15 protein-coding genes and 1 pseudogene are annotated in these 15617 nt (G+C 68.7%); 9 read left to right on the top strand and 7 right to left on the bottom strand.

Annotation, left to right across the window (positions count from 1 at the left end):
• Window positions 1-68: 68 nt before the first annotated feature.
• The 5 genes and pseudogenes from ABZX12_RS00080 to ABZX12_RS00060 all read left to right on the top strand — a co-directional run.
• A pseudogene (locus ABZX12_RS00080) lies at window positions 69-2274 on the top strand (helix-turn-helix transcriptional regulator); the annotation flags it as partial.
• A gap of 33 nt (window positions 2275-2307) precedes the next feature.
• Window positions 2308-2619: a LuxR C-terminal-related transcriptional regulator gene (locus ABZX12_RS00075; protein ID WP_355689707.1), complete on the top strand. Its 312-nt coding sequence runs from the start codon at window positions 2308-2310 to the stop codon at window positions 2617-2619.
• 87 nt (window positions 2620-2706) lie between these two features.
• Complete coding sequence (locus ABZX12_RS00070) at window positions 2707-2997, top strand: hypothetical protein (RefSeq protein ID WP_355688339.1); 291 nt, start codon at window positions 2707-2709, stop codon at window positions 2995-2997.
• Window positions 2960-3667 carry a DUF4386 domain-containing protein gene (locus ABZX12_RS00065; RefSeq protein WP_355688337.1) on the top strand — a complete coding sequence of 236 codons (708 nt, stop codon included), beginning with the start codon at window positions 2960-2962 and terminating at the stop codon, window positions 3665-3667. Before ABZX12_RS00070 ends, ABZX12_RS00065 begins: the two co-directional genes overlap by 38 nt.
• An 84-nt stretch (window positions 3668-3751) precedes the next feature.
• The gene (locus tag ABZX12_RS00060) at window positions 3752-4723 is read left to right on the top strand and encodes an MFS transporter (protein ID WP_355689706.1); all 972 of its coding nucleotides are present in this window, start codon (window positions 3752-3754) and stop codon (window positions 4721-4723) included.
• A gap of 295 nt (window positions 4724-5018) precedes the next feature.
• Here the strand turns inward: ABZX12_RS00060 and ABZX12_RS00055 are convergent, their stop codons facing one another.
• From ABZX12_RS00055 to ABZX12_RS00045, 3 genes are all read right to left on the bottom strand, one after another.
• Complete coding sequence (locus ABZX12_RS00055; protein WP_355688336.1) at window positions 5019-6674, bottom strand: DUF222 domain-containing protein; 1656 nt, start codon at window positions 6672-6674, stop codon at window positions 5019-5021.
• Window positions 6675-6772: 98 nt separating this feature from the next.
• Complete coding sequence (locus ABZX12_RS00050; protein WP_355688335.1) at window positions 6773-7252, bottom strand: pyridoxamine 5'-phosphate oxidase family protein; 480 nt, start codon at window positions 7250-7252, stop codon at window positions 6773-6775.
• A 33-nt stretch (window positions 7253-7285) separates the two neighbouring features.
• Window positions 7286-8116, bottom strand: coding sequence for an alpha/beta fold hydrolase (locus ABZX12_RS00045; protein ID WP_355688334.1), 831 nt, complete (start codon window positions 8114-8116; stop codon window positions 7286-7288).
• Between the two features lie 41 nt (window positions 8117-8157).
• Between ABZX12_RS00045 and ABZX12_RS00040 the strand changes: the two genes are divergently transcribed.
• Complete coding sequence (locus tag ABZX12_RS00040) at window positions 8158-8622, top strand: MarR family transcriptional regulator (RefSeq protein WP_355688332.1); 465 nt, start codon at window positions 8158-8160, stop codon at window positions 8620-8622.
• Window positions 8623-8670: 48 nt separating this feature from the next.
• Here ABZX12_RS00040 and ABZX12_RS00035 read toward each other — a convergent pair whose 3' ends face one another.
• From ABZX12_RS00035 to ABZX12_RS00020, 4 genes are all read right to left on the bottom strand, one after another.
• Entirely contained in the window at window positions 8671-10344 is a 1674-nt protein-coding gene (locus ABZX12_RS00035; protein WP_355688330.1) for a cytochrome bc complex cytochrome b subunit, read from the bottom strand.
• A complete protein-coding gene (locus ABZX12_RS00030) occupies window positions 10341-11393 on the bottom strand; it encodes a Rieske 2Fe-2S domain-containing protein (protein WP_355688328.1) in 1053 nt (350 codons plus the stop codon). Before ABZX12_RS00030 ends, ABZX12_RS00035 begins: the two co-directional genes overlap by 4 nt.
• A gap of 75 nt (window positions 11394-11468) precedes the next feature.
• Window positions 11469-12338: a cytochrome c gene (locus ABZX12_RS00025; protein WP_355688326.1), complete on the bottom strand. Its 870-nt coding sequence runs from the start codon at window positions 12336-12338 to the stop codon at window positions 11469-11471.
• The gene (locus ABZX12_RS00020; protein WP_355688324.1) at window positions 12335-12997 is read right to left on the bottom strand and encodes a heme-copper oxidase subunit III; all 663 of its coding nucleotides are present in this window, start codon (window positions 12995-12997) and stop codon (window positions 12335-12337) included. The genes ABZX12_RS00025 and ABZX12_RS00020 overlap by 4 nt, the downstream gene beginning before the upstream one ends.
• An 82-nt stretch (window positions 12998-13079) precedes the next feature.
• Here ABZX12_RS00020 and ABZX12_RS00015 point away from each other — a divergent pair, with 82 nt between their 5' ends.
• Genes ABZX12_RS00015 through trpD form a run of 3 tightly spaced genes read left to right on the top strand, consistent with a single transcriptional unit; the run spans window position 13080 to window position 15525 of the window.
• The gene (locus ABZX12_RS00015) at window positions 13080-13997 is read left to right on the top strand and encodes a cytochrome c oxidase assembly protein (protein WP_355688323.1); all 918 of its coding nucleotides are present in this window, start codon (window positions 13080-13082) and stop codon (window positions 13995-13997) included.
• A 58-nt stretch (window positions 13998-14055) separates the two neighbouring features.
• Window positions 14056-14475, top strand: a complete 420-nt coding sequence (locus tag ABZX12_RS00010; RefSeq protein WP_355688321.1) for a hypothetical protein — start codon at window positions 14056-14058, stop codon at window positions 14473-14475.
• A gap of 6 nt (window positions 14476-14481) precedes the next feature.
• On the top strand, window positions 14482-15525 hold the full coding sequence (gene trpD, locus ABZX12_RS00005) for an anthranilate phosphoribosyltransferase (protein ID WP_355688320.1): 1044 nt from the start codon (window positions 14482-14484) through the stop codon (window positions 15523-15525).
• Window positions 15526-15617 lie beyond the last annotated feature (92 nt).

The following is a 15617-nucleotide window of genomic DNA, read 5'->3' as shown; positions in this document are numbered from 1 at the left end:
TGTTTCCACCAGCTCCTAGCGCGTGTGTCCTACTCTCGTGGGCATAGCGTCAAATCCCCGGGGTTGCGATGACCGACGCGCTCGTCGAGACCAAGTTCTTCCCGCCCGTGCCACGGGCCGGCCTCGTCGCGCGGGCACGGCTGGACGAAGACCTGACTCGGGGCGGCCGCCTGGTGCTGGTCTCGGCGCCGGCAGGATTCGGCAAGACCACCCTGCTGGGACGGTGGATCGACAACCACGCAGCCTCGACGGGAGCGACAGTCGCGTGGGTCGCCCTCGACGAGGGCGACCGCGAGGCCACGTCGTTCTGGACGTACGTCGTCACCGCCCTGGACCGTGCCGTTCCAGGCGTCGCTGCCAGCGCCCTCCCGCTGCTTCAGGCTGGGCAGACGCCGATCGAGGCAGTGTTGACCGTGGTTCTGAACGAGCTGAGCGTTCGACCCGACGAGGTCATCCTGATCCTGGACGACTATCACTTGGTCGACAGCCTCGGCCTCCGGCAGGCAATGACCTTCCTCCTCGACCATCTGCCTCCGCAACTGCGGCTGATCATCAGCACCCGAGCAGACCCCGGCCTGCCGCTGGCACGCCTGCGCGCACGCGGCGAGCTCCTGGAGATCCGCGCCGCCGACCTTCGCTTCACCCTTGCTGAGGCGGTCAGTTACCTCAATGAGGTGAACGACCTGCGTCTGACCGCCGAGGACATCGCGTCACTCGAGGAGCGCACGGAGGGGTGGGCCGCGGCCCTGCAACTCGCGGTCCTGTCACTTCGCAGTCGCGGCGACGCCGCCGACTTCATCGCCGGATTCGCCGGAGACGATCGCTTCGTCGTCGACTACCTCGTGGAAGAGGTTCTGGACCGCCAGCCCGACACGGTACGGCGGTTTCTGTTGGCGACCTGCATTCTGGACCGTCTCACCGGACCCCTGTGCGATGCGGTGACCGGCGAACACGACGGCAAGGCGATGCTGGAGCGGCTCGACCGCGCCAATCTCTTCCTGGTCCCGCTCGACGACCAGCGACGCTGGTATCGGTATCACCACCTCTTCCGCGACGTCCTCCACGCCCATCTGGTCGACGAGGACATCGACGTCGCAGAGCTCCATCGACGCGCTGCCGACTGGTACCGCGATGCCGGCCGGCCGGAGCCGGCCGTCCGGCACGCGCTCGCGGCCGGTGACGTTGCGCGGGCGGCCGACATGGTCGAGCGCGCCGTACCTAAGCTGCGCAAGAACCGCCAGGAGCGCACCTTGCGCCGCTGGATCGACGAGCTTCCCGATGACGTGGTCCAGCGCCGGCCCGTGCTCGCGATGGGGTTTGTCGGCGCGCTGATGGCCGGCAACGAGTTCGGCGACGTCGAGCGCAGGTTGCGCCACATCGAGCAGTTGTTGAACGGGCCCGAAGAGATCGTGGTCGTCGACGAACTCGAACTCGCCAGGCTGCCTGGCGGCATCGAGCTGTACCGGGCCGCGCTGGCACTGATCGGAGGCGACCGCAGCGGCACCTTGGCGCACGCCCGCTCGGCGGTCGACCGTGCGCCCGAGCACGACCACCTGACCAGGGCTTCGGCCGAGGCGCTGGCCGGAATCGCCTCCTGGACTGCGGGCGACCTCGAGGCCGCACACCGCAGCTACACCGCCGCTGCCGACGGGCTTCACCGGGTCGGGTACGTCGCCGACGTCCTCGGCTGCTCCATCACGCTCGCCGACCTCGAGATCACGCAGGGCAGGCTGCGCGAGGCGCAGCGGTGCCACCGAGCATCTGAGACGTGGCGATCAGTTCGGGGAGCAGTTCGGCCTGCCGCAGAACCCGTACCGATGGCGGGTGGCGATGGCACAGCTCCGCGAGGCCGAGGGTGATCTCGACGCGGCGCTCGGGCTGCTCGCCGAGGCCGAACGGGTGTACATCGGCGACTTCGCGCCGAATGTGCGACCGATCCCGGCACTGCGCGCACGAATGCTGGCTGCGCACGGGGACGTGGCCGCCGCCCTGGAGTGGGCACGCGAGTACGGCGTATCCGTGCACGACGAGGCGTCGTACCTGAGCGAGTACGAGCACGTGACTCTCGTCCGGGTCCTACTCGCGGAGGGATCGCGGCCGCAGGACGCCATCGGGCTGCTCGAGCGACTCATCGCCGTGGCCGCGGACGGCGGTAGGCAGGGCACCCTCATCGAGCTCCTGACGCTCATGGCGCTCGCCCAGCAGGCGACCGGGGACGACAAGGAGGCCCGGGCGGTGCTGGAACGCGCGCTGACTCTGGCCGAGCCCGAAGGCTATGTGCGGGTCTTCTCCAGCCAAGGGCAGCCGATGGCCGAGTTGCTCACTGCCTTGGCCTCTGGCCGGTCGTACGTACGGCGACTCCTGGACGCCTTCCCGGGTGCGGCGGGCGTCCCCGCCTCTCGCGACGGGTTGATCGAGCCGCTGACCGAGCGTGAGCTGGATGTCCTGCGGTTGCTCGCCGGCGATCTCGACGGGCCGTCGATCGCCCGCCGGCTCGTCGTGTCGCTCAACACGGTGCGGACCCACACCAAGAACATCTACGCCAAGCTCGGCGTCAACAACCGCCGTGCTGCGGTCCGCCGGGCGCACCAGCTCAACCTGCTGTCTCAGCGCCGCTGAAGATCATCACCGAGTTCACCAGATGATGTGAGGACCTCTCACCACATCGGCTCCTAGTTTGCGGGTATCGAACAAGAGGAGCGTCCCGTGAACAGCACGCCGCAGTGGTACGAGATCCGCCTCCAGGGGCGCCTCGATCCGCGGTGGTCGGCCTGGTTCGACGGGCTCGTCCTCACCGCCACCACCACCATCAGGGGCCCCGTCGTGGACCAGGCAGCCCTGCACGGGCTGCTGCAACGACTCCGCGACCTCGGCCTTCCCCTCCTCTCGGTCGCCCAGGTGGAGCCCGCTCCGCACGCCAACCACGAAGATCCGCACGACCCGAAGACCGGAGACAGCCATGACCACCACCGCACGACCCACCACAGCGACCAGTGACCCGACCCGCAATCACGCCCGCGCAGCAGGCATCTTCTACCTGCTCACGTTCGCGGCGTCCTTGCCCGCCTTCGCCTTCATCGGCTCGGCAGTCAACCCGGACCTCACCGTCGCCGTCGGGCACGACACCCAGCTCCTGTCGGCCGGCTTCCTGGACTTCGTCAACGCCCTCGCCTGCATCGGCAGCGCCGTGGCCCTGTTCCCGGTCCTGAAGCGTCAGAACCAGTCCCTCGCCCTCGGCTTCGTCACGTCGCGGCTGCTCGAGGCCGCCATCATCATGACCGGCGTCGTCAGCCTGCTCGCGGTCGTCACCCTGAACCAGAACGGCACCAGTACGACGGGAACCAGCCAGGCGCTCGTGGCCGTCCGCGACTGGACGTTCCTGCTCGGTCCGGGCTTCATGGCCAGCATCAACGCCGTACTGCTCGGCACGCTGATGTACCAGTCGCGGCTGGTCCCGCGGATCATCCCCACCCTGGGGCTCGTCGGGGCGCCGCTGCTGTTCACCGCCAACGTCGCGACCGTGTTCGGCCACAACGAGCAGACCTCGGCCATCACGATGCTCGCCACCGTCCCGATCGCCTGCTGGGAGCTCTCGGTCGGCAGCTGGATGGCCTTCAAGGGCTTCAAGCCGGCGCCGGTCACCGCCGGCCTCACCAAGGTCGACTGACTTCCCCGGTGCGGTCCATCGCCGATGGCGGTGGGCCGCATTCGCCTGGCTGATCGCTGATGTGAGGAAACCGGACCGGGTCGGCTGGTCGCCGGCCTGGGCGGCGGGTGCGTCGGCATCCTGATCGTGGCGCTGGCACCGACTATCGCCGTCGTCCTGGTCGGATGGTGCCTCGCGCAACTCGCCCTGAACGCTCTGCTCGCCGCACTGGTGGCCGTCCTGCCGGACCAGGTCCCGGTCAATCAACGCGGTTCGGTCGCGGGTGTCCTCGGCATCGGTCTGCCCGTCGCGTCGGTGACCGCGACCTATCTGGTCCAGTTGTTCACCGGGAATCGGCTCCTGATGTTCCTGGCTCCGTGCGCGATCGGTGGGTTCTTCGTCCTGCTCTTCGCGGTCACCCTGACGGATCGCCGTCTCGACCCGGCCGACAAGCCGCCCTGGTCGGTCCGGGAACTGCTCAGCACCTTCTACTTCAACCCACGCACGAGCCCTGATTTCGCCTGGGCGTTCACCAGCCGGTTCCTGCTGGTGCTGGCCTACGCCTTCCTCGCTACCTACCAGGCCTATTACCTCCTCGACCAGATCGGCAGCCCGGAGGCCGACGTACCGCATCAGATCTTCCTGGGCACCCTCGCCCAGTCCGTCGTCCTGATCGCCGCATCCCTCGTCGGTGGCTACCTCTCGGACCGGACCGGCAGGCGAAAGATCCTCGTCGTCACCGCGTCGATCCTGTACGGCGTCGCGATGTTCGTCATCGCCGTCTCCCACACGTTCGCCGGCTATCTCACCGGCACGGCGATCAGCGGCCTCGGCTTCGGCTTGTACGTCGCAGTCGATCTCGCTCTGGTTGCGGACGTACTCCCCGACCGGGCCACCGCCGCAAAGGACCTGGGAGTTTTCAACATCTCCAGCGCCCTCCCGTTCTTCGTCGCACCCGCCCTCGCGCCGGGCATCTTGGCCCTGGGCAACGGCAGCTACGTCGTCCTCTACACAGCCGCGGGATTGTCCACCACGCTGGGAGCTGCCGCGATCCTCGGTGTGAAGCGGGTCGGGTGACCCCTCCGCAGTCCCTGAGCGCTGTCTCCATCCGAAGGAGCCAGACGCTGGTACGCGGTGTCAGAGGTGTCTGTGGCCGCAGGTGCTGTGCGGGGTCAACGGGCACCGCTGCGCTGCGACGGTCTTATCGGCCGGCCTTGCCGGCATGCGCGTTACCCGCACGGCATCTGATCTCGGTGTCGGCTGCAGTGGTGTCTCGCGGGCGCCGCCTGGTCGCCGACAAGGCAGGCTAGGTTCTCTCCTGCCCTTTGACCACGCAGGCATGCCCGCGGCCGGGAGGTTGTTGTGTTCTGACCTAGCCGGTCGGTGGTCCGGTCAGGGCGAAGTCGGCAGCTTCCTGGAGGACGGCACCGTCCGCCTGCCACTTCGAACGCACGCCATCGGACACCACCTCGCTACCACCGAGCAGCGCGCTGGGCAGTGCGCCCGGTGGCGTGGCGGATGGATGGTTCGGTCTAGGCGCGGCGGCCCGTCGGCGGAAGCGGTGGGGGCGTGCGGGGTCCGCGTCGGCCCAGCTGGGGCGGGCGACGTGGACTTCGCCGTTGGTGATGGTGATGTGCCAGCGGCCCTTGTGTAGGTCGGTGTGGTGCCGACGGCAGAGCAGGGCGAGGTTCGAGACTTTGGTGTGGCCGCCGTCGATCCAGGAGATCAGGTGGTGGGCGTCGCACATGACCGGCGGGGCTCCGCAGACCACGCAGCCGCGGTCGCGGGCCTCCAGGGCGCGGCGCATCGCCGTGGTGACCAGCCGCACGCGGCGGCCGACGTCGAGCGGTTCGGAGTTCGAGCCCAGTACCAGCGGGATGATGTTCGCGTCGCAGGCCAGCCGCCGGATCGTGGCCGCGGACAGCCCGCCGCTGTAGACGGTGCGCCCGACCGCGTCCGCGGTCGCGGCCTTCAGGTCGTCGAAATCGATCGTGACCGTGATAATCGCCTTCGCACCATACCCGGCCACCCGACCACCTGTCCCCGCGGCGCCCGCGACGCCCGCTGTGTTCTCGGTGTCCTCGGCGCTCTCAGCCGCCGAAGCCACGGCTGCGATGTCCCCTGTACCCGCGGTGCGCGCGGCGCCACCTGTACCCGCGGTGTCCTCAGTGCCCGCGGTGTCCTCGGTGCCCGCGGTGCCCGTGGCGGGGCCGGGTGTGGGGCCGGGTGTGGGGCCGGTGGTGGGGCCGGTGGTGTCCCACACGGCGGCGGCGATGCCCAGGGCGCCGGACAGCGCGTCGGCCTGGCGCTTGTCGCGTGGCCGCGGGTCGTGTTCGCCGTCGACGGTCTTGTGCGGGCGGGCACCGGCGTGCACGACCGCGCGCAACAGCTCGGCGTTCTCGTTGGCCAGGAAGCCCTTGAACTTCACGCCGTTGTCCGCGGCCGACAGCGTCAGGGACTCCCGGGCGTAGGCCTTGTGCTCGTCGGGTTCGGGGCCGTCGGAGTCCAGCAGGTCGGCGATCTCCTTCGCGGCCGTGCGCAGCTCACCGGGCGACAGATGACCGGCCAGCCCGACCAGCTGCTCCGCGGCCGCGTCCAGATGCTCCACCGGCACCCGGGAGCGGACCCGGTCCAGCCCGAATACGATCGCGGCCGCCTGCGCCGGCCGCAGCAACCAGCCACCACCACCACCAGCACCAGCACCGCCAGCACCGCCAGCATCGTCGTCGGTCTCCTCGCAGGAGGCAGTGTCCTCGAGGGCGGCCGAGACGGCCGGGTAGTGCGGGGCGGTCTGGGCCAGGCGGAGGGTGCGGCGGGCGGCCGGGGCGTCCAGGCGGTACCGGAACCGCAGCAGTTCGGCGGTGTCGCGGGCGCCGAGCTCTTCGGCGTACCCGGTGGACTCGATCGCGGCGATCACGCTCAACCGGTACGCCTCCCGGCGGGCCAGCTCGGCCTCCAGCTCGTCGAGAGTGGACAGCAGTTCGCTGCCACTCATCGACCACACCGGCCGCTCGCCCAGAAGTTCCATGGCATCGACTCTAGACGGCGCCACCGACAGTTTCCGAGCCGGAATCCCCTTATTTTGTGGGCTTTTCGTGGGCCCACACAGCCCACACCCGCCGCGGACTACGGCTGGGCGTCCTCAGCGGCGTACGAGAGAACGCGCTCGGTGTTCAGCACGATCCAGACGTCGACCCACTTCCAGACATTGGGCCAGCTTCGATCGACAGCTGTGCGCAGGTCGTCGGGGAGGTCGTCGAGCCCGACCAGCTGGGCAGGCCCCTCGGCGATGACGGCGATGTGGCTCTCGTCGTCGTTCTCGGCGACCACCAGCGTCAGCCAGGGGTTGGTCCGCAGGTTGCGAGCGCGGACCGAGCCGCCCACAGCAGGCAGCCAGAAAGCGCTACCGCTGCGGATGTACATCGACATCGACGCGTGCGGCCGCCCGTCCGGCCGGCTGGTGCCGACCACTGCGTACTCACGGCGCCCCAGATAGCTCGTCAACTGCTCGGCGGTGAGCCGGCGCTCCGGCGGATAGGTGCTCGCCGTCGCTGCCGTGGCACGCTCAAAGGTCCGATCCTGCAGCTCTGCCAGTACCTCAGTCATGCCCCAACGCTAGACGCGACGTCAGTTGCGTGCTTATCGATTCCTGACCAGATGCGCCAGTAGCGGCGGAGCGACCTCGTCGGCATGCAGTGCAGGCAGCGAATGGTGGGTTGCAGTGTCGAGCTGTACGACGGTTGCGGCGGGGGAGAGCGTTGTGACTCGGCGGGTGAGGTGGGCGGCGTCCTGGCTCTTGCTGCGGCCGGCGACGAAGACCAGGGGAGTGATGTCGCGCAGTTGGTCGTCGCTGGGGCGTTTGGTGCGGACGAACGGTGTAGACGGCTGCTCCGCGGCCAGACCGGCCAGCTCCAGGACTTGGGGGTCGAGGGGCAGGCCCTGGGTCTCCCAGCGCAAGAACGAGGCGGTCCGCTCGCGGGAGGGGCGCAGCAGGCTCGGCAGCGCTCTGAGGATGTACGGGAGGCGCAGACCGGTCCAGCAGTCCGTCGGGTCGAGGAGAGCCAGGCGCTCGACCCGCTCCGGGTGAGCGATCGCGTACGTGAGCGCGATCCAGGCGCCGTACGAGTGACCACACAGCGCAGCCCGCTCGATGCCGAGGCCGTCGAACGTGGTGGAAAGCCAGCTGTGCAGGTCGTCCGGTGTCTTAGGGGTCCGGCCGGTGTTGGTACTGCGGCCCGCGTCCACGATCAGGTCGACCGCGTACACCCGGTACTGCTCCGCGAGCCGCGGGGCGACCGCGAACCACACCGGCGAGGTCGCGCCGTGACCCGGAAGCAGGACGACGGGCGGCCCGTCCGCAGGGCCGCACGCGTTCACGTGCGTCGTACCGAACTCGTCGGTCAGCTCGAGCTGCTCGACCGGCACGCCCCAGCGGGCGAGCAGATCGTCGTACGCGTCCTGAAAGCTCATGCTGCCGAGAATAGCTCACTCAGTGAGGTAAATTGAACCGTATGCGAGAAGGAGTGACACCGTCCGACCCGGATCGGGCCGCCGCGCTGGACGTGGTGCACTTGCTGCGCGAGGTCGCCCTGCGGCTCGAGCTGGCGGTAGGGGAGTTCGCGCGGACGACCGGCCTGCACGGCACCGACGTCCGGGCGCTCGTACGCCTCCTGGACGCCGAACGCGCCGGAGTGGACGCAACACCAGGATGGCTCGCTCAGCAGCTTGGAATGACCTCTCAAGCGACGACGGCGGTCATCCACCGCCTGGAGGCCGCCGGCCATGTCGAACGCCTCAGAAGCCGCACAGACGGCCGCAGCACCCGTCTCCAGGTCTCGGACAGCGCGGTCGCGCTCGGCTGGCAGTTCTTCGGCCCGCTCCTGGACCGCCTGATCGTCACCACCCAGGGCCTTGGCCCCGACGACCAGACCGTGGTCAAGGAGTACCTGAGCGCGGTCTCGGACGCACTGGGGTAAACGAAAGGGCCCCGGCAGATGCCGGGGCCCTTCGCACTACGTACGACGTCAGGAGCGGTCGCTGGTGACCTCGCGGTACGTCTCGGTGTCCTCCGTCAGCTCGTGGATCTCGTCGGCGTCGTGAGCGTGCTCGTGCGCCTCCTCGAGCTCTTGGGTGGTCGGCTTCTGGACGGCGTCGGCATAGTAGAAGCGGGACAGCGCGGCGCGGGCCTTGTGCAGCGCCCGGCGCGGGGCGCGGACCCCGTTCTCGTCCGTCTCCGGACCGAGCTCGTGCGGCACCACCCGGTCCCGCGCGGTCAGCGAGTACGCCTCGTACGTCGAGATCGGCTGGTGCTTCTCGGTGTACTTGCCGTCCGCGTCGCGCATGATCACGCCGGTCTCCAGACCGTGCATCAGCCGCTCCTGGTCGGCCCGCTGCAGCGAGATCGCCCAGCGGCGCGCGATCCAGAAGCCCAGGATCGGGCCGAGGATTACCGCGAACCGTAGGAACCACGTCACGTTGTTCAGTGAGATGCCGAAGTGGGTGGCGATCAGGTCGTTACCGCCACCGATCCACAGCAGCGCGTAGAAGGTGATGAACGCGACGCCGATACCGGTCCGGGTCGGCACGTCCCGCGGCCGGTCGAGCAGGTGGTGCTCGCGCTTGTCGCCGGTGATCCAGCCCTCGATGAACGGATACAGCGCGACGATCGTGACGAACGCCGGCGGGATGATCAGGGCCGGGATCAGCAGGTTCCAGCTGATCGTGATGCCCCAGAACGTCGACTCGAAGCCCGGGAAGATCCGGACCGAGCCTTCCAGCCAGCCCATGTACCAGTCCGGCTGCGATCCCGCGGTCACCTCGGCCGGGTTGTACGGCCCGTACAGCCAGACCGGGTTGATCTGCATCAGTGCGCCCATCAGCGCGGTGATGCCGAACACCACGAAGAAGAAGCCGCCGGCCTTGGCCGTGTACACCGGGAACAGCGGGTAGCCGACCACGTTCTTCTGCGTCCGGCCGGGGCCGGCGTACTGCGTGTGCTTGTGGTACACGACCAGGAACAGGTGCACCGTGACCAGCGCCAGGATGATGCCCGGTATCAGCAGTACATGGACGATGAAGAACCGGGAGACGAAGTCGTCGCCGGGGAACTCACCGCCGAAGATGAAGAAGTTCATGTACGTGCCGACCACGGGTGACGCCTGGATCATGCCGTTGGTGATCCGCAGACCGGTGCCGGACAGCAGGTCGTCGGGGAGGCCGTAGCCGATGAAGCCCTCGACGATGCCCAGGAACAGCATCCCGAAGCCGATCAGCCAGTTCAGTTCCCGCGGCTTGCGGAACGCGCCGGTGAAGAACATCCGGAGCAGGTGCACCATCATCGCGGCGATGAACAGCACAGCCGCCCAGTGATGGATCTGCCGGACCAGCAGACCGCCGCGGACGTCGAAGGTGATGTCCAGCGTGGAGGCGTAGGCCTCCGACATGTGCAGACCCTTGAGCAGGCTGTACGAACCCTGGTACTCGACCTCGGCCATCGAGGGCTTGAACCAGAACGTCAGGAAGGTGCCGGTCAGGATCAGGATGATGAAGCTGTAGAGCGCGATCTCGCCCAGCATGAAGGACCAGTGGTCGGGGAAGACCTTCCGCAGGTTCTTCTTGCCGATCTTGGCGATGCCGAGGCGATCGTCGACCCACTTGACCGGTCCAGGGAACTCTGTGCTTGTTGACACTGTTGTCACCCTCGTTCGAAGAAGCTCGGGCCGACCGGCTCGTGGAAGCCGCTCTGCGCAACCAGGTAGCCCTCACTGTCCACTGCCAACGGTAGCTGAGGCAGCGGCCGGGCCGCAGGACCGAAAACGACCTTGGCGCCGTCAGCGAGGTCGAAGGTCGACTGGTGGCACGGGCAGAGCACGTGGTGCGTGGTCTGCTCGTACAGGGAGATCGGGCAGCCCACGTGGGTGCAGATCTTCGAGTAGCACAGGATGCCGTCGACGCCCCAGTTCTCCCGGCCCGGTGGGGTGCGGATCTCGCTGGGCTTGATCCGGACCACGATCACCGCGGCCTTGGCCTTGGCGTTCTGGTACTCGACCGGGCTCTCCTCCTGCAGCGGGGCCAGGTTCGCCGGCGCCGCGTTGACCAGCTGGCCGACGACCATGTCGGACGGCTTGATCGGGCGGTCGGTGACGTCGTTGACGACCCGGATGCCCTTCGCCCAGATCGTGTTGTACAGCGCCCGGCCCGGCAGCGGGCCGAGGTCGCGGAGCAGGATGATGGCCGGCAGGCCGAGGACGCCGAGCGCACCGATCAGCGAGTTGCGGATCATCTTGCGCCGGGTGAAGCCGGACTCCGCCGTGCCCTGCTGGAACGCCTCGGTGATCTCGGCGATCTGCTGCGGCGAGGAGTGCGCCGGGTGCCGCTCCTCGGAGATCTCCTCGTCGACCATCAGCTTCTTGGCCCACTGGATCGCGCCCGCCCCGATCAGGAACAGCGCGAGCCCGATGCACAGGCCGATGACCATGTTGTTCGCGTTGCCGGACAGCGGGCCGAACTCGAGGATCGAGTCCCGCGGGATCGCGAAGTACGCCACGCAGGCGCCCAGCACCAGCAGCGTCGCCAGGCCGAACATCGCCGACACCTGGCGCTCGACGCGGTCGGCCGCCTTCGGGTCGATGTCGGTGATCCGCGGCTCGTGCGGCTCCAGGCCGGGGTCCGGGATCGGCTCCGCCACCTCGACGGCGCTGCCGTGCTCGTCCTCCGGCTTCACCGGAAGGTTCTTGTCGTCACTCATTCGCGTCCTCGCTTCGCTGCGGGCGCGAATGAGCGCCGACAGTCGCTGCTGTGCTCATTGGTGAGTTCGCTTCGCTCACTCACTTGCCTTCGCTCCCTTGGCCTTGACGCCCTTGGCGCCGATCCAGACCGCTACGCCCACCAGCAGGCCGATTCCGACGAACCAGCCCCAGAGGCCCTCGGACACCGGGCCGAGCCGGCCCAGTCCGAACCCGCCCGGGTCCTTCTGGGTCTGCAGGGCCTTCAGGTACGCGATGATGTCGCGCTTGTCCTCCGGCTGCATGACCTGGTCGGAGAAGACCGGCATCTGCTGCGGACCGGTCAGCATGGCTTCGTAGATGTGCTTCTCACTGACACCCATCAGCGACGGTGCGTACTTGCCGTTCGGCAGCGCGCCACCGCGACCGGCGAAGTTGTGGCAGGCCGTGCAGTTGGTGCGGAACAGCTCGCCACCGCGGGTGACCTGCTCGTCGGTGGCCTTGCTCACGTCGTACGACTCCGACGCCGGCACCGCGGGACCGGGGGCGAGCGAGGCGACGTACGCGGCCAGGGCCTCGATCTCCTCCTCCGTGTACGCCGGGGCCTTGCGCGGGATCTGCGCGCCCGGCTGCATCGCCGGCATCCGGCCGGTACCGACCTGGAAGTCGACGGCGGCGGCGCCGACGCCGATCAGCGACGGGCCGGCCATCTTGCCCTCGCCGTTCCCGCCGCCCTCGGCGTTCAGGCCGTGGCAGCTGGCGCAGCCGACCGCGAAGAGCTTCTTGCCCTCCTCGATCTGCTGGGACTGGGCCGAGTTGTCCGCCACCGCGTTGTCAGGGGCGAAGGCGGCGTACGCCGAGCCCACTGCCAGGAGGCCGAACAGGAGCACGACGAGGCCGGCGGACCGGTGCCGTCGTCGCGCGGAGAGAAAGCGCGCCGGTGACAAGGAAGGTCTCTTCTCACTCATTTGAGCAGGTAGATGGTCGCGAACAGGGCGATCCAGACCACGTCGACGAAGTGCCAGTAGTACGACACGACGATCGCCGAGACGGCCTGTTCGTGGGTGAACTTACGAGCCATGTACGTCCTGGCCAGGACGAACACGAAGGCGATGAGGCCGCCGGTCACGTGCAGCGCGTGGAACCCGGTGGCCAGGTAGAACACCGAGCCGTAGGCGTTCGAGGAGATCGTCAGACCCTCCTGCACCAGAGCGGTGTACTCGGTCACCTGACCGGCGACGAAGACGGCGCCCATCATGTACGTGAGGATGAACCACTCACGCATGCCCCAGTTGCGCGGGTTCGCCAGCGAGCCGGTACGGCCCACCTTGCCGTGCTCGGCCGCGAAGACGCCGAACTGGCAGGTGAACGACGACGCGACCAGGATCAGCGTGTTCACCGAGGCGAACGGCACGTCCAGGCGCTCGGTCGAGAGCTGCCAGAGCGTCTCCGCCCCAGGGGCGGCGGCAGCGGTCGTCACCGACCGGATCGTGAAGTACGCCGCGAACAGGGCGGCGAAGAACATCAGTTCGCTCGAGAGCCAGACGATCGTGCCGACACTGACCATGCTGGGACGGTCGTGGTGTCCGTGTTCACGAGACGCTGGGAGCGCGGTTGCAGTGGCCACGCGGTCATTATGTCGGTCCCGCTGTTCAGCGCCACGACCACCCCCGTGCATGTCGCCGAACCGTTGTTCCTACTGTGGAAACGTGCTTCCCCTTCACGCCACACCCGGCGACCGGATCGAGCCGCTGACTCCGGTCCGGTTGCTGACGGCATGGACCTTCGAACCGGTGTTACTCGCCGTGATCGTCGTGCTCGGCGCGCTGTACCTGTACGGCGTCCACAAGCTGCGCAAACGCGGCGACAAGTGGTCCCGCGGCCGGACCTTCTCGTTCGTCGGGGTGGGGCTGGGAAGTGCCGTGATCGCCACCCAGTCCGCGCTCGGCACGTACGACACCGTGCTGATCAGCGTGCACATGGTGCAGCACATGATCCTGTCGATGCTGACGCCGCTCGCGCTGGCGCTCGGCGCGCCGGTCACGCTGGCGTTACGGACGCTGCCGCAGCGCCCGCGGAAGTGGTTGCTCTCCGTGTTGCATTCACGGTTCGCGAAGGTGATCTGCTTCCCGCTGATCGGCTTCACGCTGTTCGTCCTGAGCCCGTGGGCGCTCTATTTCAGCGGCTGGTACGACGCGACGCTCCACTCGACCGTGCTGCATGACCTGCTGCACCTGCACTTCATCCTGGTCGGCTCGCTGTTCTTCTGGCCGCTGCTCGGGCTTGACCCGGTGCCCGGCCGGGTGATCTACCCGTTCCGCCTGATCCTGGTGTTCCTCACACTGCCGTTCCACGCCTTCCTAGGCATCACGATCATGTCCGCGAACACGCTGATCGCCGAGGACTGGTACACCAGTTTCGGCCGGTCCTGGCCGCCCTCGCCGTTGCACGACCAGTACATCGCGGGCGGTCTGCTGTGGGGCTCGGGTGACATCGTCGGCGTGGTGTTCTTCGCCGTTCTCTTCGTCCAGTGGGTGCGCGAGTCGCAGCGTGAGGCCCGCCGTGAGGACCGGCGCCTGGACCGCTTGGAGGAACAGGCTCGCCGGGCCGAACAGGCGCCCCGGTAGCATGCGCGGTGTTGTTTGAATGTCCAGTCTTGTTCAGAACACAGCTTGGGATGGATCGATGAGTTCAGAGCGTTCGCTGAAGGTCCTGGTCTACAGCGACGACCGTACGACGCGGGAGTCCGTCCGGCTGGCCCTCGGCAAGCGGCCCGCGGCCGATCTGCCCGAGCTCGAGTACGTCGAGTGCGCCACCGAGCCGGCCGTCATCAAGACCATGGACAAGGGCGGCATCGACCTGGCCATCCTCGACGGCGAGGCCGTTCCGGCCGGCGGCATGGGGATCGCCCGGCAGCTGAAGGACGAGATCTTCCAGTGCCCGCCGGTCCTGGTCATCACGGGCCGTCCGCAGGACGCCTGGCTGGCGACCTGGTCGCGGGCCGAGGGCGCGGTCTCGCACCCGATCGACCCGATCAAGCTGGCCGAGGTCACCGCGCAGCTGCTCCGGCAGCGGCTGGCCAAGCTCCCCGCCACCACCGCCTGACGCACCATGGGGGCTTACACCTGGCCGCAGGTGCTGAACCCGCTGCTGCGGCGTGAGGATCTGGAGGCCACCGCCACGGCGTGGGCGATGGAGCAGATCCTGTCCGGCGCCGCGTCACCCGCGCAGCTCGCCGGGTTCGTGATCGCGCTGCGCTCCAAGGGCGAGACCGTGACCGAGGTCGAGGGCCTGGTCGCCACGATGCGCGACTTCGCCACCCGGATCTCGGTGCCCGGCCGGACGCTGGACGTCGTCGGCACCGGTGGTGACCAAGCCCACACGGTGAACATCAGCACGATGTCCGCGATCGTCGCGGCCGGGGCGGGCGCGAAGGTGCTGAAGCACGGCAACCGCGCGGCCTCGTCGGCCTGCGGCGCGGCGGACGTCCTCGAGGAGCTGGGCATTCCGCTTGACCTGACCGCGGCGCAGGTGGCCGAGGTGGGGGAGCGGGTCGGGATCACGTTCTGCTTCGCTCCGGCGTTCCACCCCGCGCTGCGGCATGCCGCCGTACCGCGGCGGGAGCTCGGGGTGCCCACCACGTTCAACTTCCTCGGCCCGCTCGCGAACCCGGGGGACCCGTCGGCGCAGGCGGTCGGCGTCGGCGACGGCCGGATCGCCGGGCTGATGGCCGGTGTCCTCGCGCGGCGCGGCATCGACGCGCTCGTGTTCCACGGCGACGACGGCCTGGACGAGCTGACCACGCGGACGACGTCACAGGTGTGGACGGTCGGCGGCGGACAGGTCGAGGGACCGGTCACGCTCGACCCGCGGGAGCTGGGCATCGAGCCGGTGGCCGCGGAGGCGTTGAAGGGCGCGGACGCGGCGTACAACGCGAAGGTCGTGCGAGCCCTCGTCGACGGCGAGCCGGGAGCGGTGCGGGACGTCGTACTGCTGAACGCCGGCGCGGCGCTCGCGGCGTACACGCCGGAGGCCGGCACCGTGACGGAGCGGATCCGCAGCGGGATGGACCGCGCGGCCGAGGCGATCGACTCCGGGGCCGCGAAGGACGTGCTGGACCGCTGGATCGCGGCCTGCGCCGAGGTGCGCGGCTAGGGCATGTCTGATAATCCAGCGCCTACTGCGGGGCACTCGGCACGGCATCTCGCCGCACGTGAGCAAAGGCCACGATGCGCCGCATCGAGACC

Source organism: Kribbella sp. NPDC003505, from assembly GCF_040610875.1.
In the GTDB taxonomy this organism is placed as follows: domain Bacteria; phylum Actinomycetota; class Actinomycetes; order Propionibacteriales; family Kribbellaceae; genus Kribbella.
This window is presented reverse-complemented; position numbering and strand designations above follow the sequence as displayed.